This is a genomic window from Jeotgalibacillus sp. R-1-5s-1, from assembly GCF_004405105.1.
In the GTDB taxonomy this organism is placed as follows: domain Bacteria; phylum Bacillota; class Bacilli; order Bacillales; family Jeotgalibacillaceae; genus Jeotgalibacillus.
In genome coordinates this window covers 87,072-111,220 of the sequence record NZ_SORW01000002.1, presented here as the reverse complement: position 1 = coordinate 111,220, position 24,149 = coordinate 87,072, and the positions used below count along the sequence as shown (strand labels likewise).

The window sequence follows — 24,149 nt, the reverse complement described above, 5'->3', positions numbered from 1 at the left end:
TTTTATCACTGTAAAGGACTGAGATAAAGCGTTTCGATGAATTTTTTTAAAAATTGTGAGTGTAAAAAAGTGAATAGTAATTCACTCTTTTACACGCTAGTCCTTTGAATAGATTGGAAATTCCATCCTGACTTTTGTTCCATCTGATGAACTGGTTATGGCTACACCGACCTTATACATGTCTAAAAGGCGCTTGGCAATAGACAACCCAAGACCGTTACCACCGGCTTCACGGCTTCTTGATTTATCGACACGGTAAAATCTGTCGAATATGTGTGGAAGATGTTCTTCAGATATTCCCTCACCTTCATCAATGATCGTAAGCCTATACATATCACCGGCTTTTTCTCCTGTTAATGTAACAGGTGTCCCGTCTGGAGAATATTTCAGTGCGTTATCAATAAATATAATGAGCACCTGTTCAAGGTGTTCTTTTTCAATGCCGATCTGTGCGGTTTCCGCCTGACACTTGATATCACGATCCTTATAGATCGATTTCATCTTTCTGCATACATCATGGATTGTGTCTACTGGATTAAGAGGTGTGAGATTTTCTCTGATCATATCCCGGTCTGCCTTTGAAAGGAGCAGCAGGTCATTCACAAGCTTTTTAATTCTTTCGAGCTCCTGAAGAGAAATAGACAGTGATTCTTCAAGTATCTCTGGGTCTTTCTTTCCCCATCGCTGAATCAGGGCAAGATGACCTTCTATAATTTGCAGCGGGGTTCTCATTTCATGTGAGGCATCCTCCGCAAATTGACGCTGCTTCAGGAAGTTTTTCTCAAGCTCTTTCATCATATCGTTAAAAATGTCAATCAAACCACCGACCTCATCCTGCACTTCGGGTACCATCAGTTGATTTTGAAAGCCTTCCTGTTGTGTTTTTTTCATCGTCTTTCCGAGTGCTGTAACAGGCTGAATAAATTTCCCCGCTAAAAAGTAAGCAGCCACTGCACTGAACAATAATGCACCAAGCCCTAAAATAATCGACAAAAAGATCATATAATTAACCATCGACTGATACGAGTCGAGAGGATGAATGACATATATATAACCATTAAACCCCTGGGATTCGATCGGAAAAGCAGCAAGCAGTAAATTACGGCCATCAATTCGCTCTTCTGATAGCACTGTATCTTCCACAGGGACAAACGGGACTGAAATGTCAGCTTCCCCTCTTCTTTGCAGGGTGAACAATTCGTACCCGTCTTCATTGTAGAATGTAATAATCTGGCCCTGATCATAAATCTGCTGGGCCAGTTCCCTGCTGTCTTCAATATCGTTCATCGTGATCATCGGACTTCTGCTCTGATAAAACTGTTCAAGATCAGATACGACTGAACGGACTGAATTCTCTTCCTCCTGAAGCATCCACTGGCTCATTGCAAAAATTAAAATGACACTGAAAATAGAAAATGATAAAAAAATTGAAGCTCCCGCTGAAAAAGTCCATTTCCACCTGATTGATAATTGCAGCCACTTTTCCTTGAGTTTTTTCATGATCGGATCACATACCCTGTCCCGCGAACCGTTTCGATGTAGGAAGATGATTGTTCGGGATCGAGCTTATTTCTAAGATGGCGAATATAAACGTCCACAACATTCGTTTCAACTTCTGCGTCATAGCCCCATACCTTTTCGAGAATCCGGTCCCGTGTTAAAACAATATCTTTATTTTCGAGAAGCATTTTTAAAAGATCGAATTCCCGTTTTGTTAATGTCAGCTCTTCGTTCCCTTTAATGACTTTATAGGATTTCAGATTAACTGATAAATCCTTATGTGAAAGGGCGTCCTCTGCTACAGGTGACAGCCTTCTCAGCAGCGCGCGCATTCTGGCGAGGAGTTCTTCAATTGCGAATGGTTTAACGATATAATCATCAGCCCCGCTGTCAAGGCCAGAGACCCTGTCCATGACACCATCTTTTGCTGTAATCATAATAATTGGAAGATCTTTTGCCTGACGGATTCTTCTGCAGATTTCCATTCCGCTTAAGGAAGGGAGCATTAAATCAAGGAGAATCAAATCGAATTCTTCTGTCAGGGCAAGGTTTAATCCGTCCCGACCGTCATATTCCACAGATACCTCGTACCCTTCGTATTTAAGTTCGAGCTCGATGAAACGGGCCAGGTTTTTTTCGTCTTCAATCAGCAGGATTCTCGTCAATGCCAGTCACCTCTGTCATACTCTTTTTATTTATTTTACCTGATTTACAAAAGTAAAACCGGTTTCCATTATAGAAACCGGTTTTTCAGGTTGTAAAATATTAAAACCGGGCTGAGGGGCATCCTCCGCTTTCCATTGTCTAGCTGCGACGGGCAGGGACTAGCAAACTTCCCGTCCCCTCGTCCGATAAGTCAACATCAGCTCACTCCGTTCACTGTGTTTCCTTTATCTCCGTCGGGGCCAGTCCAGTTTGTACGTCCCTAAACGCCCGTCTCCGCTTTTCTGAGGCCGGGCGGTGAACCCGCTGCGCTTCGCGCATCGGTTTCACCTGTCCCTTTCAGCCATAGGAGTCTGCGGATGCCCCTCAGCCCTTTGTATATGCAAAAAGCTGATTATTTTAATGTAAAAACATTGGACCATTGAGTCAACTTGTACATTTATGACGCATGAGTCTGTGGATGTCTCTGGGACTGATTGTATGACTTGCAATTGTTTATATTTAACAAACCTAAGGGATGTTCATCACCTTTATCACATCGGGTTTACAAACCTTAAATCACAGACGGTTGTGTTGCTGCGTGGATGAGTTCGCGTATTTTAGATTGTTCTCCTTTGTGCTGGAGGTCGACGATTTTACTTCCGACGATGACGCCGTCACCAAGTGAAGCAACTTGTGCCACCTGTTCAGGAGAGGAGATTCCGAAACCAGCTAATACCGGAACCGGGCTGTGTTTTTTGAGCTTTTGGATAAACCCTTCAAGCTGATCACTGATCGTCGCACGTTCTCCGGTGATGCCTGTAACAGAAACGGCATACACGAAGCCCTCAGACAGCTTGGCCAGTTTTTCAATTCGCTGATCCGGGCTCATTAACGTCACCAGCTGAATGAGTGCAAGGTCTGTTTTTTTAATGTGCGTTTCAATGAGCGAGTATTGTTCTAAAGGTAAATCCGGAATAATTAGACCCGAAACACCTGCCGCTTCAATGTCTTCGAATACCTTGCCAAGACCATATTTAAATAAAGGATTAATATACGTCATCAGTACGATTGGAACGGTTATATCATCTTTTATTTCTTTCAGAACGCTCAGGATTTTAGGGAGAGTGGTCCCGCTTTTTAATGCGCGCTTTCCGGCCTCCTGAATCGTAGGTCCATCGGCCACGGGATCTGAAAATGGAATGCCCAGTTCAACCACAGTCGCATTGGATTCCTGTAAATAAAGCAGCTGATCTTTCAGCTCACTTAATGATGGATCTCCAGCCATAATATACGGAACAAACGCTTTTGCCCCACGTGCATTTACCTGTTCAATTGCTTCCTGAATCGCGATTTTCCCCATTATTCTCTCTCCTCCAATGCAGCCTTCACTGTATTGACGTCTTTATCTCCACGACCTGAAAGACAAACAACAATAATGTCCTCAGGGTTACCCGCTTTTGCAGACTCCACAGCGTAGTGAATCGCGTGGGCCGTTTCGAGTGCAGGAATAATTCCTTCTGTGCGGCTCATCAGCTGCAGTGCATCAAGCGCTTCATTATCTGTTACCGATGTATAGTGAACGCGCTTCGTTTCATGCAGGTAGCTGTGCTCCGGCCCGACACCCGGATAATCCAGGCCGGCTGAAATAGAGTGTGCCTCCTGAATCTGCCCATCGTCATTTTGTAGCAGGTACATGAGAGAACCGTGTAAAACACCGACATCTCCTGCAGTAAGAGTTGCTGCGTGCTTGCCGGAATGAATACCCGATCCAGCCGCTTCTACACCGGTTAATTTTACTTCTGTATCATTAATAAATGGGTGGAAAATTCCCATCGCATTACTTCCACCACCGATACAGGCAATGATTTCATCCGGGAGACGCCCTTCTTTTTCCAGGATCTGCTTCTTCGTTTCTTTTCCGATCACACTCTGGAAATCACGTACCATCTGAGGGAACGGATGTGGTCCGAGTACTGAACCAATAATATAGTGAGTGTCTTCAACATTGGTTACCCAGTATCTCATTGCTTCATTAACAGCATCCTTTAACGTACCGCTTCCCTGAGAGACACTTTCAACGCGCGCGCCGAGTAGTTCCATTCTAAAAACATTCAGCTGTTGTCTTCTGATGTCCTCTTCACCCATATAAATCACACAATCCAGGTTCAGCAGTGCACAAACTGTGGCTGTTGCAACACCGTGCTGACCGGCACCTGTTTCAGCTACAATTTTCTTTTTCCCCATTCTAATTGCAAGCAGTGCCTGACCAATCGTATTGTTGATTTTATGAGCACCTGTATGGTTCAAATCTTCCCGCTTAAAATAAATTTTGGATCCGCCTATTTTTTTTGTTAAATTTTCAGCGTAATAAAGTGGATTTTCACGTCCGATATAGTCCTTTAAATAATGTTCAAGAAGTTTGTGAAATTCAGGATCGTTTTGCGCTTCTTTGTATGCTTCTTCAAGTTCCAGAACGGCTCTCATAAGTGTTTCAGGAACAAATCTTCCTCCGAATTGACCGAACTGACCGTTAATATCAGGCTGTGCATAAGTTGTCATATCATTTCACTCCCGGTTTGTTTTGCGTTTTTTACAAACTGCTTCATTTTCTGATGATCTTTTTTACCGTTTGTCTCTACACCGCTGGATACGTCCACACCGGCAGGCTTCACTTCATTGATTGCCTGCTGAATGTTTTCAGGTGTCAGTCCACCTGCAAGGATCAGCTGTTCATGATGGTCGTTATGACTCAAGTAGTTCCAGTCAAAGGAATGGCCGCTTCCTCCGCGGTATGCTGTTCCCGGTGCGTCAGCTAAAACATGATGAACATCGTATTTCTCAAACTTTAAAACATCCTCTTCTGAGTGGATGCTGACAGCCTTTATAACAGGTTTCTTCATTTCGCGGCAAAATTCAGGTGATTCATCACCATGAAGTTGAATAAGATCAATGCCGGCAATACGGATAGCTTCTTCAATCTCAGACATTTCTGGATTGACGAATACCCCAACCTTTTTTACATGTAAGGGCACGTCCTCGCTCATTTTTCCGGCTTGTTCATACGTAATCCTTCTTTTACTTTTGGCGAACACAAAGCCAAGATAATCTGCCCCTGCTTCAACCGCCGCTGTAACATCTTCTTTGTTCATGAGTCCGCATATTTTTACGATCATGTCTGATCCCCGTTTAAGGGAACCTGTAAAGATGATAAGAGACTGCCGGTGTCGGCTGCTTTCATCAGAGACTCCCCGACCAGGACGGCATTGGCTCCAGCACGAGCTGCGCGCCTTGCATCCTCTTCAGTGAAAATACCGCTTTCGCTTATAAAAGAAACATTTTGATCCTTCATGATGGCCCCGAGACGTTCACTGATTCCAAGATCTACTTCAAACGTCTTTAAATTCCGGTTGTTGACTCCGATAAATTCAGCCCCTGCACCAATTGCACGGTCGAGTTCCTCCTCATCATGAACTTCCACCAGTACGTTCAGATTCAGCGATTTCGCATACGCATGAAGTCTCGACAAATGTTCATCGGTCAGTGCAGCAACAATCAGCAGGATGATGGATGCACCTGCCTCAGCAGCGCGTAAGATCTGGCGTTCATCAATTATAAAGTCTTTGCAAAGAACAGGAATCGAAACGGCTGCCGAAACGGCCCTTAGATCCTCGATGGACCCTTTGAAAAACGCTTCGTCGGTCAGAACCGATATGGCACTTGCTCCGAACTGCTCGTAAATTTTAGCCTGTTTAACCGGATCAATGTCAGGATTAATTAATCCTTTAGATGGAGATGCCCGTTTGATTTCAGCAATGACGCCGAGATGACGTCCTTTTAAAAACGTCAGTGGGAGCGGCTTTTTGATGACACCTGTAAAATCATGATCTGTCAGTGCTGCCACTTCTTCTTTTTTCTTCTCAATAATCTGATCTAATATGGTCATCTGACTGTCTCCTTTTGACGGCTGTACTCAACGAGGGCCTTCAGCTTTTTTAGTGCTTCTTTAGAGTCAATACTTTTACGCGCCAGTTTTATTCCTTCGATCACACTTGAAGCTTTACCTGAGGCAAAAATCGCAATACCGGCATTGAGAACCACCGTTTCTTTAAATGATGATTCTTCTCCGTTTAAAACAGACAGCAAAATCTCAGCATTATCTTTCGCATCTCCGCCTTTGATTTTCTCATTCGGCACAACTTCCATGCCAATCTCTTCAGGGTGAAGTGTGAAAGAAGTGATTTTTCCATCCTCCAGCAGCGTCAGATAGTTCCTACCGGCAAGAGAGGCTTCATCTAGATGTCCGGCACCATTTAAAACAACTCCACGTCTGCGTCCGGACTGTTTCATCGCCTCAGCCATCGTATGAAGCATATCTCTCCTGTATATGCCAATCAGCTGGGTATCCAGTTCAACCGGGTTTGTTAACGGTCCGATCAGGTTGAAAATGGTTGGAACACCAAGCTCTTTTCTCGCTTTCATGACGTTCTTTATGCCAGCGTGAACAAATGGTGCAAAAAGAAAAGTAATTTGCTGTTCTTCGAGCAATGTTTTCGTATCCTCTTTTGTAAGATCAAGTCGTACACCAAGGTGCTCTAAAACATCAGCACTGCCTGTTTTACTTGAGATACTGCGATTACCATGTTTGGCCACCGGGATTCCTGCACCTGCGATGACAAATGCTGCACAAGTACTGATATTAAAGCTTTGAGAGCCATCGCCACCCGTTCCGCAATTGTCCATAATATGCTGAGCGGATGTATCATAACGTCCGGCGATTTCCCTGACGACAGATACGAGTCCGGTAATTTCATCTGCCGTTTCACCTTTACGTTTTAATTCAAGAAGAAATTGCTTGATTTCTTCCTGCGATGTGTCCTGATTAAATAGTTTTTCACTTGCACGTCTCATCTGTTCAACTGTTAAATGCTGATCTCTCTCAACTAAACTAATAAACTCTCTCATCTCAACTCTCTCCTTTAAATAGCGTTTAACAAGGCCAGGCAATTTTTCAGCATCTGCTTCCCGGTCAGTGTTCCAATTGATTCCGGGTGAAATTGCAGCCCGATAATTGGATGCTCGCGGTGTTTGACCGCCATAATTTCCTCATCTCCACTGGAAACTGCTTTGATCTCAAGCTCCTCAGGTAACGAGTTCTTATCAATCACAAGCGAATGATATCTCATGACTGAGAGGCCTTCTTCCTCACCAAACAGGTTTGGATCATCGTGAATAAGGACGGATTCCTTACCGTGCAAAATATGTTCAGCACGGATGATTTCTGCGCCAAATGCTGCACCTATTGCCTGATGTCCAAGGCAAATACCGATGATCGGGATGTCTTTTTTAAAGCTTTGAATCACCTCTATACATTTCCCCGCGTCAGCCGGATGTCCCGGCCCTGGTGATAACACAATGGCATCTGGTTGTTCCTGTCTCAGCTCTTCTATGGTAAATTGATCGTTTCTGACGACCTTCACCGTGTCAAACTCACTTAAATATTGGTAGAGATTATACGTAAATGAATCATAATTATCAATTAAATAGATCATGCGCCTACCTCCAGCAGAGATTTTGCTTTATTGATCGTTTCCTGATACTCACTTTCAGGATCCGAATCATACACAATTCCCGCACCTGCCTGCACATAGGCTTTTTGATCTTTAATGACCATCGTTCTGATGGCTAAAGCAAAATCCAAATTTCCGTCGAAGCCAATATAGCCTGCTGCGCCTGCATATACGCCACGCTTCACCGTCTCCATCTCATTGATCAGCTGCATGGCTCTGATCTTTGGTGCACCTGATACCGTTCCTGCAGGCAGCGTGGCAATCAATGCTTCGAGTGGGGAAATTCCTTTCAGAAGCGTTCCTTTCACTTCTGATACGATATGCATCACGAATTGATATTTCTCAATGACCATATATTTAGGAAGAGTAATTGATCCAATCTCACAAACACGTCCAAGATCATTTCTTCCAAGGTCAACAAGCATTTTGTGTTCAGCCTGTTCCTTGATGTCATTCAGCAGTTCTTCTGCAAATGCCTGATCTTCTTCAGGTGTTTTACCGCGCTTCCTTGTTCCGGCGATCGGGTTGGTCGTTACATCATTTCCTTTTACTTTAATCAGACTTTCCGGAGAAGCCCCGAGAATCAGGTATTCTTCAAAATCAATATAAAACATGTAAGGAGAAGGATTTTCTTTTCTCAAGTGTCTGTAAAATGTTAACGGCGAACCGGTAAACGGGGCTGTTAGCCTTTGAGAAAGAACGATTTGAAAAATATCACCGTTTCGGATATATTCCTTTGCCTTTTCAACATTTTCCTTAAACGCTTCTTTTTCTATATTTGATTCGTACTGCAATACGCCGGTTAAATCTGACTGAGGCGTTATGGCACCGTAGTCAAACAACTGCTTTTCCAGCTCATCGAGTCTCAGGTTCAGTTCTTCAGACGAAGCCTTCTGCGCCGGGTCAAAAGTAAACAGCGTCACTTCATGGCGTTTATGATCGTACATCACTATCGTCTCGTAAAACATTAAATGAATATCAGGCATTTTCAGTTCATCTTCCGGTGTGAAACCGATTTCCTCATAAGCGGTAATCGTATCATAGCCGATGTAACCGATTCCGCCACCCGGCAGTAAAAACGTATCCGGAACAAGCTCTTTATAAGAATTTATGACTTCTTTTAACTTTTCAAGCGGTTTAACCTTTTCAATTTTTACTTCATTTGATTGATAATCCTTCACTTCAGTCTCGCTGCCTGACCCTTTTAATTCCATAAAGGGGTTTGCAGCAATAAATGAATATCTTCCTGACTCTTCATATTTTAATGAACTTTCCAGGAGACATTTCTTATTGCCTTTGATCGTCTGAAAGATGGAAATAGGTGTCAGGGAATCCCCGTCTATTTTCCTTAGTCCGATCGCTTTTTGCTCTACTCTGCTCATCTCAAACACCTCGTTTTCAAATAATAAAAAACTCCGTACAGAACTAGAAGTCTGTACGGAGGACGGACATACATCCGCGGTGCCACCTCTGATTGAAACAGCCTGTGCTGCTTCCTCTTATACATGCGCTAACGGGCATAAACCGGATCATCCTACTACATGTTCAGATGTCGACTCACAGGTCCATTCAACAGCGCCACAGTCCTGCTTTCACCAGCCGCAGGCTCTCTAAACTGTGCTTACTATTTACTACTCCTGATCAATGTCCAACTATTTGAAGGTACAAAAAAGGGCCTTCCTGTCCTGTAAAAAAAGGACGGGAGACCCGTGGTACCACCTTTGTTGATTTCAAAAGAAATCCGCTCATTGCGGAACAATTCTGTTTCCGCCACCCTGTATCGCGGGTGAAACGCCGGCTCCTACTTTGATTTCAGACCGATGCTCAGGAGTCCATTCACACTTTTGCTTTACCGGTTCACACCATCCACCGGCTCTCTATAAAAGCAATCAAGTATTACTACTCTCCTTCAGTGCATTAAATGATTAATGTTGCTTTTCATAATAGTATGATTTTATTTACTTGTCAACCGCTATTGAATTAATTTCCTGCCTGAAATAGAGTGAAAGCAGTGATATCCACTGACCGAGACCCCGATGGTTCCACCACCCGGAAAAATTGAATCTCCACATAACCATAGGTTTTTTACTGGCGTCCTGTGGGAAAGACTCAGAAAAAGAGAATGTGACCGAGTTTGCGGGAAACCGCCAACCATTCCAAAAGGTCTGAATGTGAATCGTTCCCATGCACGTGGTGCGCCAGGGTACAATTCTATCAACGCTTCCCGAATCCACGGGTAATAGTATTGAATGAGTGACATCATCTTATCTGAATACAATTCTTTGTTTATGTCATACTGCTCCTTCGTTTCCCATTGCTTCAAATCGATATGAGTACTCACCGTCATAGTACGGCTTCCTTCAGGTGCACGAAGCATATCACCTGTCTGAGAGATGGATAAAAACAAATGACTGCCTTCGTCATGACTCACGGAACCTGGTTCAGAGAGCTGTTGAAATAACGGGAAATCATCAGGAATCTGATCATCCTTCAATGACAAATAGAGCGTCATGGTACCCCATGTTTTCTCGCCAGACTTTCGTTTTACCGGTAAGGAAAGCTGATTATAGATTTCATCTTCCAATATTGAAGGCAGCGACTGGACCGGTGTATTACAGATTACGTGGTCTGCAATTCTGACTTTCCCACGGTGGTCTGTCACTTCAAGCTTTCCGTTTTGTTTCTTAACATTCAGTACTCGTCTGCCCAATACCATTTCCGCACCGTTTTTTTGAGCTGCTTTTACTAGAAGATTGGCAAACTGGTAAAGACCACCTTTTACATAGTAAGCTCCCTCATGATAAATATCGAGTGCGAGCGCACCCATCAATAGTGCGCAATCCTTACTTGTCGTCTGCATACTGTCGATGAGCTGGCCATCTATAAAGCTGATAAACCCTTTACATGTTTGAAGAGAATGCCTGCGTAATAAAGAATGAACTGTTTTTAAAAACCCTGGTGTCAGCTTTACGTGTTCCGCCTTTAATGCGCCTAAAAGTTCAATGGTTTCCCTGATTGATCTGAGCGGTAAAGCAGGAAGCTTTTTCATGAGCAGTCTAATACGTGCCGCTATATCATATATGTCCTGATAAAAAGATTTAATCTGTTTTGCATAATCCGGAAACTGCTTTTGCAGTTCATTAACGTGTTTCGTGCGATCGGCATGGAAAGTAAGTGTCCGGTCACCGTTTCTGATTTTCATGACTTCGTCAAGCTTCACGGCTTCAGCCTTCAGTCCGAGGTGACGGAAGATCCGTTCATGAATGCCTCCCCGCTCGAGTCCCATACCGAGAGTGGCGCCTGAAGCAAACAAGTAATCCCCGCGTTCAAACTTACCGGCACATCCTCCCCACTCTCTGGAGGCTTCTAGAACCGTCACCCTGTACCCGTCCTGCGCAAGAAGCGCACCAGCCGTCAGACCACCGATACCTCCACCAATCACAATGATTTTTTCCTTAGCCAAATACGCTCCCCCTCCCTTACTAAATCGTAAGGCGAAACAGCCTCTGATTCAATTTTGAGTATTCACCTGTCTCTCAAAGATATCATCTTTGATCCAATAAACCAGGTCAGGGTGAACAGTAAAACAGCAAGAAGCTCAAGAGAAATGATGTAAAATACCCCATCACCTAAAAATGACAGAGCGGTATCAGACACTGGCGGACCCTGTAAAAAGAAATAGTTTCCGCCTGTTAGACGGTTGACCAGTGCAATGCAGGCAGCTGTTATATTCAGGAGGATAAACGCAATCCAGATGGACCTTTTAGGAAGCTCATATTGATCTCTCGCTAACAGGAAAACAGCAGATAATGGAATGGCAATATGCTGAATAAAAAACTTAAAGAAAAAATAGTGAGGAAATGAATAAATCAGATCCGGTGTGATCAGTGCAAACAATGGTGGAAAGAACGCAATATAGAAGTAAAAGTAAAAAAGTGAGGTGTTTCTTTTAAGCAGCAGGAAAATGCCGAAAAAAGTACTGAAGGAGCAAAGCTGAAACGGCAAATAATTTGAAGCTCTCCAGATACCTGCAGAAATAGCCCATATTTGATAGGAAAGCTCAGACACAATAAAAATAATAATAAAAACATTTGTAAAAATTTTTTTGGATCTATCAGAAAAAGGCCTCAGAAATATTTTGAGGCCTGATATAAATGCAATAAGAAAAAGGGCAAGCACGATCATGTGTTCAAATGAGAAAAGGATAAATCTTTCATCAGGTACAGCCTGAAACATGATCATACCCCCTCTTCTTTTTTGAACACTTATAAAATGATTTACGCCATTCTTACATTTTTAATTTTAATTCCGGCAGTTTCTTTAATACAGACGATCGTGATGCTTCAGCCATCTCAGCATATTTTCCGTTTTCATCCGTTTCAGTAATACTGATTACCTTCACTTCACCATTTTCCTGTAGTTCCACTTCTGCGATGTGACTGAACGTGGCATTCCCAATCAGGTTAATATGGGTGTACTGATCTTCCTGTCTGTTCACGATACAGCGCACCTGACCGCCATCGTTGTATATGGTAACGGGCTCACCAGGCTGACATTCACCAAGCAGAACCTGCACGAGGCTTGAAGAGGACATCGCTGTTCCGCAGGCATTTGTAAATCCTACTCCACGCTCATATGTCCGGACGAAAAATTCTCCATCGCCCATTTTCACAACGAAGCTTACATTCACTCCGTCAGTAAACCATGGGTTATCCTGATTAAATGCAGAAGCAAGCTTTTCCTGTAAACCGCCGTTGATCATTTCGGTATCTGTAACGGTAATTAAATGAGGGTTCGGGACTGCAACGGCAGTAAAAGACAGTTCGGTTCCCCATTCCGCAACCTTCTCATTGATCAGGACATCCTGATCAAGCTCCAGCGGTAAAGATTCCAGATTAAAAAGGACTGGTGAAATCTCAACTGAATAGGTAGGTACATCGTGCGAAAGAGGCTTTTCTTTTTGTACATGCAGTGTCGCTTTCATCGTTTCCACATCAAATGAATCAATTCCATCTCTCTCCGCAATATAACGCGCAGCACATCGCAAGCCGTTTCCACACATAGATGCTTCTGAACCATCACTATTGAATACTCTCATTTTCGTGTGTGCACGTTGACTATCAGACATATATAGAATTCCATCAGCACCGATTGATTGCTTTCTATCGCATAATGTAACGGCCCATGATTCTCTGAGATCATCAGTTAACGGGATTGATAACGTTTTTTCGTCTATAATAATAAAATCATTTAATGATCCATGGGATTTCACAAGTTTCATCAGCATATTGATACTCCTTTATTACTTTCGTTATGCTATTAACAATGCCATATTTTAAAGGAAGCCGCAATCTTCTATCAGTGGTATTTGTCGTCAGATTAAAGGTATTTTGTTATGGAGGTGGGTGAAAATGGATCAGGAGCAAGCAAGATTTCGATTTACCGTCTGTAAAGTAGTTAAAAACGGAGAGGATGGCTATGCCATAACTGTACATGTAAAAATAACAGATCCATCAAAAAAGATTCATTTTGACGGACCTGTTATAGTTGAAATGAACACAATCGGCATTTTCCCGAGACCTTCAGATATTGCTAAAGCGACACCTTACAAAGGAATCAGAGGGAAACTTGGAGCTGAAATAAAACGCTATATCAAAATTCAGAAAAAATTTATTCCAGAGCTGGCTGAAGACGATTATTCGCTTTGATACTCTTCCTGATACAGCAGGCTTTCACTCATCAGCTGGTTTGTCCAGGCACAGGCTTCTTCATAAAATAAACCGATCAGACTTTCCTCAAGGTTAAGTTTATTACTGTAAAAAAGAGCTTCATTCCATTTTCCACGCTCTAAGGCCTTAACGAGATTTAAAGTGCTGTTAAATTCATTTTCCATTCCGTTCAGTGCCTCAACGATCTCATCAAGGAGCGGCAAATCTTTTAAAATTTTATTCATCGGAAGATTTAAGATGGCATCCATTAATGAAAATAATCCTGTTAAAAAGAAAGCGGATGATCTGTGAGACCCATGTATTCGACTTCCTATGAGCTCACAAAGTTTCGCTCTCGTTAATGAAAGCTTCACTGTCTCATTAGACAGGGGATTATTTTCTCCAACCTGCTCACGAAGTGCCAAAACGTAAATCCATCTTTGAATCTCAAGCAACCCCAGAAGTACAATCGCCTGTCTGACTGAATAAATTTTGTTAGCGGGTCTGAAAGCAGGTGAATTGATCAACTTCAAAAGCTTGTAGGATAATGAAAGATCCTGTTCAATAATATGGGAAATTTTTTCAATATTCGGTTCAGTATGTGCAAGATCCTTTAGAAGACTGTAATAAGATAATAGAGATGGCGGTACGTCGTAGGAAGACAGCGTCACGGGACGACTGAAGAAATATCCCTGAAACAGTGTATAACCTGCTTCCCTTGCCTCTTCGTATTCTTCGCGTGTCTCGATTTTTTCAGCAAGCAACTGCTTGTTGAGATGTTCTGCCATCACCTCTATACGATAACGCTCCGGACGTGTTGTAGACAGAAAATCAACCTTGATAAAGTCACATAAATAAAGAAGTTCTTTTGCATGAACGTTATTATTATCCAGCACAAAATCATCCAGGGCGATTTTATAACCCTGTAACTTTAATGCTCTGCATATGTTTGTTATTTCTTTACTTGGTGTTACAGTTTCAAGAACTTCTACTATGATGTCTCTCGGATGAAAATACTCCGGAAGTTTTTGCATTAAAAGATTTTCTGTAAAATTAATAAAGCACGGTTTCCCCCCTGTTAAAGAATCCATGCCAATATTCATTAAACTGTTAATGATCACTTCAGCAGTCGCCTGATCCCCATTAATATTTGGATAAGTTCCGCTCTTGCTGTTGCGATACAGAAGCTCATATCCGTATACTTCCTCGGTGTCAGTAAAAATTGGCTGTCTGGCTACGAAAACTTCCATCCGCTCACCCTCAATACTTTTAAGTTGTTATATTCCTTATAATACCAAGATTTGAGTCTAAAGTATATGTTTTTTGATCGTAAAAGTATGATAAAAATCACATTTGATATTTCTGAAATAAAAAAAGCCTGTCCACAGATTTGGCATCAGCCAAACCTTTGGACAGGCGATTCATCAAAGAAAAGGAATAAAATGAATTATAAAGTATAGTAAGAACAGAATTGAGATAATAAGCAGCGGCATGCTGACTTCTCTCCATCTGCCCGTCATGAATTTCAGGAACGGATACATAATAAAACCAATTGCAATCCCATCTGCAATGCTGTACGTAAATGGAATCATCACGATCAGTAGAATAGCAGGTACTGATTCAGTAAAATCATCCAACTTCATATGACGCATCTGCTGGATCATCAAAATTCCGATAATAATTAAAATCGGTGCGATCGCATGGTCCGGAATATATCCCATATACGGAATAAATGCTGCAGATACGATAAAAAGAACACCAGTTGTCAGCGCTGTCAGCCCTGTTCTTCCCCCCGCAGCCATAGCAGCCGTGGATTCAACCGTTGAAACCGTCGGGCTGGATCCGATCAGACCGGAGCTGAATGCTGAAATGGCATTTGCCCTCAGTGCACCCTCATATTTTTCCGGTTTTTTGATAAACGATACGTGTCCGTGAACGAGACCGATGTTTTCAAAAACCAACACCATTGTTAACGAGAAAACGCCGATCCAAAACGGAATTTCAATCCAGCTGTCAAATGACATCTGGAACCATACGATGGAATCCGCTGTCAAGGTTTGGTTGGAAGCATTTTCCGGCACGATGGAAAATACAAAAGAAAGAATGGTTCCTGTTAAAATGGTCCATAAAAAGTGACCAGGTACATTTTTTACAAACAGGATCAAAGCAACCAGTAGTGTAATAATCGTTGCCAGCGCTTCAGGTTCATTAAAATGTCCAATGGCTAATAATGCGTTATCCCCCTGTGTAATGAGTGATCCTTTCTCAAGACCGATCATTAATAGGAAAAAGCCCAGCCCTACTGTAATTGCATCCTTCAGAATCTGAGGAATAGCAGTGTTTAATACATCAGACAGCTTTGTAAAGGCCACAATGATAAACAGCAGTCCGGATACCGTTACGATGGCTAATGCTTCCTGCCAGGTAAAGCCCATAGCGTTCACGAGGGTATACGTGAACATAGCGTTGATTCCCATACCCGGAACAAGAATGATTGGCGCATTGCCAATAAAGGCCATTAAAATACAGCCAAGCGCACTTACTGCAATCGTTGCAATTACTGCACCTTCAAATGGCATTCCTGATTCGGATAAAATGAGTGCGTTAACGGCTACAATATAAACAATTGTAAAGAAGCCGACAACGCCAGCAGATACCTCCTTTTTCACAGTCGTATCATGCTGGTCTAACTTAAAAATTCCTCCTGTACTTTTCATATATAAGCCTGCCTTTGCAAGCGCCCTCTCCCTACCCGCTAATACCGGAATCCGGCGAGCCACAAGAGTTAAGTATACGAAAAACAATAGGACTTGTCATTAGTTTTGATGTATTTACCGCAAAAATAGCGCGGGAATCATCCTTAAGTGCAAAGATGATTCCCGCGCAAATATTATTTTTAATAATTTTATTTGTTATACATCCATTCTTTTAAACAGACTTGCCATTTCAATAGCGGCTGTCGCTGCTTCCCAGCCTTTGTTTCCTGCTTTTGTACCTGCACGTTCAATTGCCTGCTCAATGGTATCTGTTGTTAATACACCGAAAATGACTGGCATGCTTTCGTCAAGCGCAATTTTGGCAACGCCTTTTGATACTTCATTACTTACATATTCAAAGTGAGGTGTTGCGCCTCTGATCACTGTTCCAAGTGTAATAACAGCGTCGTATTTACCTGAACGGGCAAGGCGCTGGGCTACAACAGGAATTTCAAAAACACCCGGTACCCATGCTACTGAAACATCCGCTTCTTCTACACCGTGTCTTTTCAGCGCATCTTCTGCACCGCTCAACAATTTTCCTGTGATAAATTCATTAAATCGGCTGACAACAATCGCAACCTTTAATCCTGATCCTGATAAATGTCCTTCGAATACTTTTTTCATCCTGTGTTCCTCCTATAAGTTCAGCATATGTCCAAGCTTTGTTTTTTTTGTTTCAAGATATTTAGCGTTTTGCTCTTTTGTTGGCATTTGAATGGCAACTCTTTCCGTCACTTCAAGGCCGTAGCCTTTGACACCGGCAATTTTCCGCGGATTATTCGTTAAGAGGCGCATTTTTGTCACACCTAAATCCTTCAGAATCTGTGCACCGATTCCATAATCACGCAGGTCAGCTGCGAATCCAAGACGGTGGTTGGCTTCTACCGTATCAAGTCCTTCTTCCTGAAGCTTGTATGCTTTCAGTTTGTTCACAAGACCGATTCCGCGCCCCTCCTGTCTCATATACAGTAAAATCCCGTTACCTTCGCGTTCTATCTGAGATAGAGCAGCATACAGCTGGGGACCACAGTCACAGCGGTTTGATCCGAAAACGTCACCTGTCAGGCATTCAGAATGAACGCGGACAAGTACCGGTTTGTCAGGTGAGATCTCACCTTTTACTAAAGCGACATGCTCCTGTCCGGTTAAGATTTCAGTATAAGCCACTGCTTTGAATTCCCCGAATTCTGTTGGCATGGACGTTTCTACTTCTTTTTTCACGAGCTGCTCTTTATTTCTCCGGTATGATATCAGGTCTTCGATCGTGATCATTTTTAAATCGAATTTTTCGGCGATTTTTTTCAGCTCAGGTACACGGGCCATAGTCCCGTCTTCATTAATGATCTCACAAATGACGCCGGATGGTTTAGCACCGGAAAGGACAGCCAGATCAACTGCAGCCTCTGTATGCCCTGCGCGTTTTAACACGCCACCTTTTTTGGCTACTAGCGGAAAAATGTGACCCGGACGCTTAAAATCGGCCGGATTTGCAGCTGGATTAATCAGCTCCCGGACAGTCAAAGCTCTTTCCGGCGCACTGATTCCTGTTGTTGTCTCTTTGTGATCTACACTGACTGTGAAGGCAGTACCATGGGCATCGGTATTCGTGTCGGTCATTGGCTTGAGCTGTAATTCATTTGCACGCTCTTCTGTCACCGGAACACATACCAGACCTCTGCCTTCCGTAATCATAAAGTTTATCATTTCAGGCGTTGCCATTTCTGACAGACCGATAAAGTCTCCTTCATTTTCACGGTCTTCATCGTCCACGACAATGACAGGTTTTCCTTTTTTCAAATCCTCAATTGCTTCTTCAATCGTATTAAACATTTAGCTGCCCCCTCACATATACCCGTTATTTCTTAAAAACGCCTCGTCAATTCCTTTTTTCTGTGGCGTTTCAGCAGGGTTCATTAAATTCTGAATATATTTGGCAATCATATCACATTCAATATTCACAAGATCGCCAGGCTTTTTTGATGCGATGATCGACTCTTCAGCTGTCTGTGGAATAAGTGAAATCATGAAGTCTGATTCCTTTACATCAAAAATCGTTAACGATGTTCCGTCAACCGAAACAGAGCCTTTCATCATAAAGTATTTCATCATATGCTCAGGTGCCTGAATGTAAATATAGAGCGCATTATCAACTTTTTCTATACTCGAAATCGTCCCGGTTCCATCAATATGACCTGATACAAAGTGACCGCCGAAACGGCCGTTTGCTGCCATTGCCCGTTCAAGATTTACTCTTGAACCGGTTTTCAGCTGGTGCAGTGTGGTCGATTTCATTGTCTCGGGCATCACATCAGCCGTAAAATAGTGATCAGAAAAACTCGTGACAGTCAGGCAGACGCCATTGATCGAAATACTGTCACCAAGCTTTACATCCTCAAGTACCTTTGAACAATTAATGGTTAAAACCATTGATTTTGCACCTTTTTTTATGTTCTTAATCGTTCCAATCTCTTCTATCAGACCTGTAAACATCTTATTCGGTCTCCTTTAATACTGCTGTAATTTTAAGGCCAGGGCCGAGTTTTATCACATTTTCAAACTCCAGCTCATAAGCCTGATTCATATGTTCAATGCCAGCACCTGCAAATGTTGTCAATGCTTCTTCGCCTGTAATGATTTTAGGTGCAATGTACGTGATCACACGATCTGCGAAGCCGGATTCTAGAAATGATGTGTGAACATTTGCTCCACCTTCAACATAAACTGAATGAATCTGACTGGCGTGAAGAACCTCCATGACTCTGCTGATCGAAATCGAGGGTTCATTTAAGCGTACGACACTCACATGAGAAAAAGCTGTTAACTGCTTTTCCTTCTCAACAGGCGCTTGTGAACTGCAGATGATCAGCGTGTCGGCACTACTTTCCTGAATGATCTTTGCATGTTCCGGCGTAGTTAAATGATGATCGAGCACCACCCTGACAGGGGATACACCTCCACCGGTTAATCTGACAGTAAGCGATGGGTCATCTTTTTTTACGGTATTCACCCCGACTAAAATGGCATCATGCAGATGGCGGTCCTTATGCACATCCTCTCTGGCCAATGAACCGGTAATCCACTTGCTGTGCCCGGTTTTAGTCGCCGTTTTGCCATCGAGAGAGACAGCTGTTTTCAGCGTGACAAAGGGTCTTCTATTTTGCATTGAGTAAAAGAAAAATTCATTCAGTTTATCAGTTTCATCCTCACATATCCCTGTGATAACTTCTATTCCAGCTTCCTTAAGCTTCTTGATCCCTCTTCCACTTACCTGAGGATTCGGGTCTTTACTTCCTATAACGACCGTCCTGAGTTTTTTCTCAATGATCAGCTCTGCGCATGGTGGGGTCTTACCGTAATGTGAGCAAGGCTCAAGTGTGACGTAAATGGTCGCACCTTCTGCCTGATCACCTGCCTGCCTGATCGCGTTCACTTCCGCATGCCCTTCACCTGCTTTCAAATGAGCCCCCATCCCGATGACTCTACCATTCTTAACGACAACACTTCCTACTGTAGGGTTGGGAGATGTCTGTCCCTGAAGCGCTTCCGCCATACTGATCGCCATTTTCATCCACTTTTCATGCATAACCGTACACCTCCCGAACAAAGGTCTTTTAAATAATAAAAAAGACCCCCTTTTTAAAAAATGGGAGTCTTGAGCATACTCAAATAAGCGTTTCAGGATCTTAGTTCTGAAAAACGCATGTTCCTTTCTCCCATCCAGACTTTAACTGTCGGCTTTGGAATTTCACCAAATCCACCGGTAGCACCGGGTCACGGACTGAGGGCAATAATCGCCCATCACCGCCGGTAGGGAATTTCACCCTGCCCCGAAAGGTTCGATATTGAACTGTTTCTTTATTATGTCTGATTAATGAGCATTTTGTAAAGGAATGAGATTTATTTCAGTTATTTTATTTCTTTACTGACTTTTCGCGGCCTTGTCTTTCAAGTAAACTATTCTAAAAGACGTGCGGAGGGTATATATATGAAACTGCTGTTGAAAGATGCTTTAGTTTACCCGATTACATCACCTATGATTCAATATGGAGATGTCTTAATTGAAGATGGTATCATAACGAAGATGGCTGAAGAAATTCAAAAAGAAGATGATTTTACAGTTTATGATTGTTCAGGATATCATCTGACACCGGGATTAATTGACGTTCACACGCATCTTGGATTATATGATGAAGGAACCGGCTGGGCCGGTAATGACGCAAATGAATCCATTGAACCAATGACTCCTCATATCAGAGCGATTGATGGCGTCTATCCACTGGATGAAGGTTTTTTCAATGCAAGATCCCATGGCGTAACAACAGTGAATGTGCTGCCTGGTAGTGCCAATGTGATCGGCGGCGTAACTGCCATTATTAAAACAAGTGGCAAAACTGTACAGTCCCTGATCGTTAATGATACATCGGGATTAAAAATGGCGCTCGGGGAAAATCCTAAAAGGATGCATTCTAACGGGTCAAATGACTCCATTACAAGAATGGGGATCATGGGAATGCTTAGAGAACAGTTTTATCACGCGAAGCATTTTGATCAGACAAATGACCTCAGGCTGACTTCTCTGCAAAAAGCATTAAAACGTGAAATTCCGGTGAGAATCCATGCTCACCGTGCAGATGACATTGTCTCAGCGATCCGGCTGGCTGAAGAGTTCAATTTAGACCTAAGAATCGAACATTGTACGGAAGGCCATTTAATTACTGAGGAGGTTAAGAGATCAGGCGCTCAGGTCTGTATCGGCCCTACCTTTACAAGAAAATCAAAAGTTGAGCTGAAAAATAAGTCCTGGAAAACGTATCAGATCCTTGCAGATGCCGGAATAGATATTTCTATCACAACGGATCACCCTTATACACCGATCCAATATTTAAATGTTTGTGCTGCCATTGCAGTGAGAGAAGGTTTGTCAATTGAAGCTGCGCTTAAAGCAGTGACGCTTGGACCTGCGAAAAATCTCGGTATTGATCATCTTGTGGGAAGTATTGAGACCGGGAAAGAAGCTGACCTTGTCCTGTGGAGCCAGCACCCACTTCATTTTATGGCAAAACCTGTTTTCACGATGATAAAAGGAAAAATGGTTTATCAGGCAGAATAAAACAGCCGCTGAATTCCGGTTCCGTAATAATGGAAAAAGCATTTTAGAAGGATAGTATTTTTTCGGCAAAAAATTTACGAAAAAAAGACAAAAATCGTGCAAAAAAACTATAGTCAAAAAGAAAAAAATTTTGTATGATTTATATGCAAATATGTAGAACGAACTGAACAAGTTTACAATACAATGATGCCATGAGACTGAGAAGAGAGTCTTTAATGGAGGGAAGGCAAATGGTGCGCCACCAGCTATTTAACTGGTCCTAGTGGGTTCGATTCCCACCCCGAAATTTTTTATGTACGTTATGAAAAATTTCGAGGGTGGTGTTCGCAGATCCTGACTGGATACTGCCCTTTTGAGGAGGGGTAAAACCATGATTAAAAAGCGGGAAGTTCATGAAAGCCAAGCGCTTTTTGAACTGATGTCGCATCCTGAAGTCTTCCCTTTTGTGCGTCAGAAGGCGTATTCTTCAGATGAGTTAATGTTTATGACAAAGCAGACAATTGAGTCTGAAGATAGAGGAGAATTGATTTCCCGTACGATTACAGATGAATGGGGAGCCCCGATTGGCACGATTAATCTGTATGACATTCAGGAAAACAGTGGTTTTCTTGGGACATGGATCGGAAAACCTTACCACGGAAAAGGCTATAATCAGCCGGCAAAGGATGCATTCTTTCAGGAGCTTTTCTATGAGCTTGGAATCGAAAAGATCTTTATGCGAATCCGCAAGGTAAATATCCGGTCACAAAAAGCGGCAGAAAAACTGCCTTATGTCACGCTCGCCAATGAAACGAATCCTTCTCTTTATTATCAGTTAAATAAAGATGAAGATATTTATAATCTATATGAAATTAATAAGGATATGTACACATTGCATCTTCTTCGCCAACAGGCAGAATTTCAGGAAGATGCTTTGGAGGCATAATAAAAAAGACGTGTTTAAAACACGTCTTTTTTATTATGCCCGGTTAATGGCAGTCATCATATCTGTTTCGTCGTTTAAAATTTCTATAATTCTGTTGTTTAAATTTGAGTGCTCCAGTGATGCTACAAGGACATCTGCTACGTCTTCCCTTGTAATTTCTCCCTGCCGGTCTGATAATTTCTCAGCAGCTCTGATTTTCCCGGTTCCTTTTTCATTTGTTAGAAGGCCGGGTCTGATAATGGTGTAGTTTAGTCCACTGTTTATTAAATACTGATCAGCATTCTTTTTTGCTTCGTAATAAATTTGCATATTCTCATCGAGATCCAATACAGACGGTTCATCAGCTGCAATCGCACTTAACATAACAAATTTTGAAATACCTTTCTCTACTGCAATGTCAATGGCTTTCATTGCCCCTTTTTCATCGACAGACTTCGTTTTATCAGGTCCGGTATGTCCACCTGATCCGGCTGCAAAAATCACAGCATCAACTTCATCATAGGCATCTGAAAACTCTCCCTCCAGATCCCCGATGACAGGAAGTCCTCCAAGCTGTTCAATTCCCTGAGTCTGATCCTCGCTTCGAACCATCCCTCTTGCGTAGTAACGGTTGCGTTTAGCGAGTTTATCAATCACAAGCTTTCCGGTTGTTCCATTTGCTCCAATGACTAATATATCCATATCATTCACCTTCCTCTTCAGTCTCTACAACGTACCTTCCCTCTCATCTCTATTTTAAACGGATCATGATGTTGAAAAGGTGACACCTGCTGTTATTGATAAATTCAAAATACCCAGCCGGATTTGTCCGGCTGGGTACCAAGATAGATAAACAATCAGTGGATTTAAGAATTCACTGTTGCTAACTCCATAATTTCATCAATCATTTGTTCAATCGTATAAGATTCAGGCGCCTGTTCCATTTTTTCAATCATGGTCCACTGCTGATCTCTCAGCTGCCTGATCGCAGTCATAAATGTTTCAGATGTAAGGTCTTCCTCCTCAAGCTTCATCGCATAGCCCTGACTGACAAACGTATTGGCATTCAGGATCTGATCGCCTCTACTGGCTTCCCTTGATAAAGGAACAAGAAGCATCGGTTTTTTCAGAGCCAGGAATTCAAAGATCGAATTTGAGCCTGCTCTTGAAACAACGAGGTCAGTTACCGCAAGCAGATCAGGAAGCTCTTTATTCACAAATTCATATTGAATGTAATCGGAGTTAGTGATTTGAGCGATATTTCCCTTCCCGCACAGGTGAATGACTGAGTAGTGTTCAGTCAGTGTTGACAGGTTTTCACGGACCGCATCATTGATTCCTTTCGCTCCCAGACTTCCACCCATCACAAGCATGACAGGTTTTGAAGAAGTAAGTCCCGTCAGCTCAAGTCCCTTTTCACGTGTGCCATCAAATAATTCCTTTCGGATAATCGCACCTGCACATGTTGATTTATCTGAGGGAACATGCTGCAGCGTTTCTCTGAACGTCGTATAAATTTTTGTAGCAAACGGAATCGCCAGCTTATTGGCCAGTCCTGGTGTTACATCAGATTCGTGAATCGCAACAGGTACACCGGCCATTTTAGCAGCAAGCAGCACCGGCACAGAAACAAACCCGCCTTTTGAAAAAATAACATCAGGTTTGAATTTCTTAATACGCTTGTATGCCTGCATCGTGCCTGCCAGCACACGAAATGGATCTGTGAAGTTTTTCATGGAAAAATATCTTCTCAGTTTCCCGCTTGAAATGCCCTGATAATGAAGATCAGGAAAGTTTTTAGTAATAATGTCTTTTTCAATGCCATCGTAGGAGCCGATATATTCAACTTCCCAACCTCTTTTTAAGAATCCTGGTATAAGTGCGTTGTTGACAGAGACATGTCCTGCCGAACCGCCACCAGTGAATAAAATTCGCTTATTCATGTTCTTACTCCAA

General features: G+C 42.6%; 23 protein-coding genes, 1 riboswitch and 2 other annotated features. Of the genes, 3 read left to right on the top strand and 20 right to left on the bottom strand.

Annotated features, from left to right (window positions below; all coding sequences use genetic code 11):
• Positions 1-96 precede the first annotated feature (96 nt).
• The 12 genes from E2491_RS00580 to dapF form a co-directional block, all read right to left on the bottom strand.
• Complete coding sequence (locus E2491_RS00580; RefSeq protein WP_134371474.1) at positions 97-1,500, bottom strand: sensor histidine kinase; 1,404 nt, start codon at positions 1,498-1,500, stop codon at positions 97-99.
• Positions 1,497-2,165: a response regulator transcription factor gene (locus tag E2491_RS00575; RefSeq protein WP_134371472.1), complete on the bottom strand. Its 669-nt coding sequence runs from the start codon at positions 2,163-2,165 to the stop codon at positions 1,497-1,499. Before E2491_RS00575 ends, E2491_RS00580 begins: the two co-directional genes overlap by 4 nt.
• Positions 2,166-2,716: 551 nt before the next feature.
• The gene (gene trpA / locus E2491_RS00570; RefSeq protein ID WP_134371470.1) at positions 2,717-3,505 is read right to left on the bottom strand and encodes a tryptophan synthase subunit alpha; all 789 of its coding nucleotides are present in this window, start codon (positions 3,503-3,505) and stop codon (positions 2,717-2,719) included.
• Complete coding sequence (gene trpB, locus E2491_RS00565; protein ID WP_134371468.1) at positions 3,505-4,704, bottom strand: tryptophan synthase subunit beta; 1,200 nt, start codon at positions 4,702-4,704, stop codon at positions 3,505-3,507. Before trpB ends, trpA begins: the two co-directional genes overlap by 1 nt.
• Positions 4,701-5,318, bottom strand: coding sequence for a phosphoribosylanthranilate isomerase (locus tag E2491_RS00560; RefSeq protein WP_134371466.1), 618 nt, complete (start codon positions 5,316-5,318; stop codon positions 4,701-4,703). Before E2491_RS00560 ends, trpB begins: the two co-directional genes overlap by 4 nt.
• Entirely contained in the window at positions 5,315-6,088 is a 774-nt protein-coding gene (trpC, locus tag E2491_RS00555) for an indole-3-glycerol phosphate synthase TrpC (RefSeq protein WP_134371464.1), read from the bottom strand. Before trpC ends, E2491_RS00560 begins: the two co-directional genes overlap by 4 nt.
• Positions 6,085-7,107: an anthranilate phosphoribosyltransferase gene (trpD, locus tag E2491_RS00550; RefSeq protein ID WP_134371462.1), complete on the bottom strand. Its 1,023-nt coding sequence runs from the start codon at positions 7,105-7,107 to the stop codon at positions 6,085-6,087. Before trpD ends, trpC begins: the two co-directional genes overlap by 4 nt.
• Positions 7,108-7,121: 14 nt before the next feature.
• Positions 7,122-7,694 (bottom strand): anthranilate synthase component II, encoded by a 573-nt coding sequence (locus E2491_RS00545; RefSeq protein ID WP_134371460.1) that lies wholly within the window; start codon positions 7,692-7,694, stop codon positions 7,122-7,124.
• Complete coding sequence (gene trpE / locus E2491_RS00540; protein ID WP_134371458.1) at positions 7,691-9,094, bottom strand: anthranilate synthase component I; 1,404 nt, start codon at positions 9,092-9,094, stop codon at positions 7,691-7,693. Before trpE ends, E2491_RS00545 begins: the two co-directional genes overlap by 4 nt.
• 55 nt (positions 9,095-9,149) lie before the next feature.
• Positions 9,150-9,366 (bottom strand) — a binding site (T-box leader).
• A 37-nt stretch (positions 9,367-9,403) separates the two neighbouring features.
• Positions 9,404-9,634, bottom strand: a binding site (T-box leader).
• A gap of 50 nt (positions 9,635-9,684) precedes the next feature.
• Positions 9,685-11,175: an FAD-dependent oxidoreductase gene (locus E2491_RS00535; RefSeq protein WP_134371456.1), complete on the bottom strand. Its 1,491-nt coding sequence runs from the start codon at positions 11,173-11,175 to the stop codon at positions 9,685-9,687.
• A gap of 62 nt (positions 11,176-11,237) precedes the next feature.
• A complete protein-coding gene (locus E2491_RS00530; protein WP_166805749.1) occupies positions 11,238-11,948 on the bottom strand; it encodes a YwaF family protein in 711 nt (236 codons plus the stop codon).
• 52 nt (positions 11,949-12,000) lie between these two features.
• The gene (gene dapF / locus E2491_RS00525) at positions 12,001-12,999 is read right to left on the bottom strand and encodes a diaminopimelate epimerase (protein WP_134371452.1); all 999 of its coding nucleotides are present in this window, start codon (positions 12,997-12,999) and stop codon (positions 12,001-12,003) included.
• Between the two features lie 124 nt (positions 13,000-13,123).
• Here dapF and E2491_RS00520 point away from each other — a divergent pair, with 124 nt between their 5' ends.
• Positions 13,124-13,420 carry a hypothetical protein gene (locus tag E2491_RS00520; protein WP_134371450.1) on the top strand — a complete coding sequence of 99 codons (297 nt, stop codon included), beginning with the start codon at positions 13,124-13,126 and terminating at the stop codon, positions 13,418-13,420.
• Here E2491_RS00520 and E2491_RS00515 read toward each other — a convergent pair.
• The 6 genes from E2491_RS00515 to ribD form a co-directional block, all read right to left on the bottom strand.
• Entirely contained in the window at positions 13,408-14,670 is a 1,263-nt protein-coding gene (locus E2491_RS00515; RefSeq protein WP_134371448.1) for an EAL and HDOD domain-containing protein, read from the bottom strand. The two genes, E2491_RS00520 and E2491_RS00515, sit on opposite strands and share 13 nt — an antisense overlap.
• 174 nt (positions 14,671-14,844) lie before the next feature.
• Positions 14,845-16,137 carry an NCS2 family permease gene (locus E2491_RS00510; protein ID WP_134371446.1) on the bottom strand — a complete coding sequence of 431 codons (1,293 nt, stop codon included), beginning with the start codon at positions 16,135-16,137 and terminating at the stop codon, positions 14,845-14,847.
• A 195-nt stretch (positions 16,138-16,332) separates the two neighbouring features.
• Positions 16,333-16,803: a 6,7-dimethyl-8-ribityllumazine synthase gene (gene ribH, locus E2491_RS00505; RefSeq protein ID WP_134371444.1), complete on the bottom strand. Its 471-nt coding sequence runs from the start codon at positions 16,801-16,803 to the stop codon at positions 16,333-16,335.
• A 12-nt stretch (positions 16,804-16,815) separates the two neighbouring features.
• Positions 16,816-18,009 (bottom strand): bifunctional 3,4-dihydroxy-2-butanone-4-phosphate synthase/GTP cyclohydrolase II, encoded by a 1,194-nt coding sequence (locus E2491_RS00500; RefSeq protein WP_134371442.1) that lies wholly within the window; start codon positions 18,007-18,009, stop codon positions 16,816-16,818.
• A gap of 12 nt (positions 18,010-18,021) precedes the next feature.
• Positions 18,022-18,669: a riboflavin synthase gene (gene ribE, locus E2491_RS00495; RefSeq protein WP_134371440.1), complete on the bottom strand. Its 648-nt coding sequence runs from the start codon at positions 18,667-18,669 to the stop codon at positions 18,022-18,024.
• A gap of 1 nt (position 18,670) precedes the next feature.
• Positions 18,671-19,762, bottom strand: a complete 1,092-nt coding sequence (gene ribD / locus E2491_RS00490) for a bifunctional diaminohydroxyphosphoribosylaminopyrimidine deaminase/5-amino-6-(5-phosphoribosylamino)uracil reductase RibD (protein WP_134371438.1) — start codon at positions 19,760-19,762, stop codon at positions 18,671-18,673.
• A 118-nt stretch (positions 19,763-19,880) separates the two neighbouring features.
• A riboswitch (FMN riboswitch) is annotated at positions 19,881-20,018 on the bottom strand.
• Between the two features lie 146 nt (positions 20,019-20,164).
• Between ribD and E2491_RS00485 the strand changes: the two genes are divergently transcribed.
• Positions 20,165-21,289, top strand: a complete 1,125-nt coding sequence (locus E2491_RS00485; RefSeq protein ID WP_134371436.1) for an amidohydrolase — start codon at positions 20,165-20,167, stop codon at positions 21,287-21,289.
• A gap of 370 nt (positions 21,290-21,659) precedes the next feature.
• Positions 21,660-22,214: a GNAT family N-acetyltransferase gene (locus E2491_RS00480; protein ID WP_134371434.1), complete on the top strand. Its 555-nt coding sequence runs from the start codon at positions 21,660-21,662 to the stop codon at positions 22,212-22,214.
• A 33-nt stretch (positions 22,215-22,247) separates the two neighbouring features.
• Here E2491_RS00480 and E2491_RS00475 read toward each other — a convergent pair whose 3' ends face one another.
• Positions 22,248-22,895 (bottom strand): SDR family oxidoreductase, encoded by a 648-nt coding sequence (locus tag E2491_RS00475; RefSeq protein ID WP_134371432.1) that lies wholly within the window; start codon positions 22,893-22,895, stop codon positions 22,248-22,250.
• Between the two features lie 164 nt (positions 22,896-23,059).
• Positions 23,060-24,136, bottom strand: coding sequence for an undecaprenyldiphospho-muramoylpentapeptide beta-N-acetylglucosaminyltransferase (locus E2491_RS00470; protein ID WP_134371430.1), 1,077 nt, complete (start codon positions 24,134-24,136; stop codon positions 23,060-23,062).
• Positions 24,137-24,149 lie beyond the last annotated feature (13 nt).

Excerpts from the sequence above, each read along its gene's own strand:
- E2491_RS00500 (WP_134371442.1), bottom strand. The coding sequence starts at position 18,009 with ATGTTTAATACGATTGAAGAAGCAATTGAGGATTTGAAAAAAGGAAAA.
- E2491_RS00485 (WP_134371436.1), top strand. The coding sequence starts at position 20,165 with ATGAAACTGCTGTTGAAAGATGCTTTAGTTTACCCGATTACATCACCT.
- E2491_RS00515 (WP_134371448.1), bottom strand. The coding sequence starts at position 14,670 with ATGGAAGTTTTCGTAGCCAGACAGCCAATTTTTACTGACACCGAGGAA.
- E2491_RS00510 (WP_134371446.1), bottom strand. The coding sequence starts at position 16,137 with ATGAAAAGTACAGGAGGAATTTTTAAGTTAGACCAGCATGATACGACT.
- E2491_RS00580 (WP_134371474.1), bottom strand. The coding sequence starts at position 1,500 with ATGAAAAAACTCAAGGAAAAGTGGCTGCAATTATCAATCAGGTGGAAA.
- ribD (WP_134371438.1), bottom strand. The coding sequence starts at position 19,762 with ATGCATGAAAAGTGGATGAAAATGGCGATCAGTATGGCGGAAGCGCTT.
- ribH (WP_134371444.1), bottom strand. The coding sequence starts at position 16,803 with ATGAAAAAAGTATTCGAAGGACATTTATCAGGATCAGGATTAAAGGTT.
- trpB (WP_134371468.1), bottom strand. The coding sequence starts at position 4,704 with ATGACAACTTATGCACAGCCTGATATTAACGGTCAGTTCGGTCAATTC.
- E2491_RS00475 (WP_134371432.1), bottom strand. The coding sequence starts at position 22,895 with ATGGATATATTAGTCATTGGAGCAAATGGAACAACCGGAAAGCTTGTG.
- dapF (WP_134371452.1), bottom strand. The coding sequence starts at position 12,999 with ATGCTGATGAAACTTGTGAAATCCCATGGATCATTAAATGATTTTATT.
- trpC (WP_134371464.1), bottom strand. The coding sequence starts at position 6,088 with ATGACCATATTAGATCAGATTATTGAGAAGAAAAAAGAAGAAGTGGCA.
- E2491_RS00560 (WP_134371466.1), bottom strand. The coding sequence starts at position 5,318 with ATGATCGTAAAAATATGCGGACTCATGAACAAAGAAGATGTTACAGCG.
- E2491_RS00520 (WP_134371450.1), top strand. The coding sequence starts at position 13,124 with ATGGATCAGGAGCAAGCAAGATTTCGATTTACCGTCTGTAAAGTAGTT.
- E2491_RS00530 (WP_166805749.1), bottom strand. The coding sequence starts at position 11,948 with ATGTTTCAGGCTGTACCTGATGAAAGATTTATCCTTTTCTCATTTGAA.
- trpD (WP_134371462.1), bottom strand. The coding sequence starts at position 7,107 with ATGAGAGAGTTTATTAGTTTAGTTGAGAGAGATCAGCATTTAACAGTT.
- trpA (WP_134371470.1), bottom strand. The coding sequence starts at position 3,505 with ATGGGGAAAATCGCGATTCAGGAAGCAATTGAACAGGTAAATGCACGT.
- trpE (WP_134371458.1), bottom strand. The coding sequence starts at position 9,094 with ATGAGCAGAGTAGAGCAAAAAGCGATCGGACTAAGGAAAATAGACGGG.
- E2491_RS00470 (WP_134371430.1), bottom strand. The coding sequence starts at position 24,136 with ATGAATAAGCGAATTTTATTCACTGGTGGCGGTTCGGCAGGACATGTC.
- ribE (WP_134371440.1), bottom strand. The coding sequence starts at position 18,669 with ATGTTTACAGGTCTGATAGAAGAGATTGGAACGATTAAGAACATAAAA.
- E2491_RS00545 (WP_134371460.1), bottom strand. The coding sequence starts at position 7,694 with ATGATCTATTTAATTGATAATTATGATTCATTTACGTATAATCTCTAC.
- E2491_RS00480 (WP_134371434.1), top strand. The coding sequence starts at position 21,660 with ATGATTAAAAAGCGGGAAGTTCATGAAAGCCAAGCGCTTTTTGAACTG.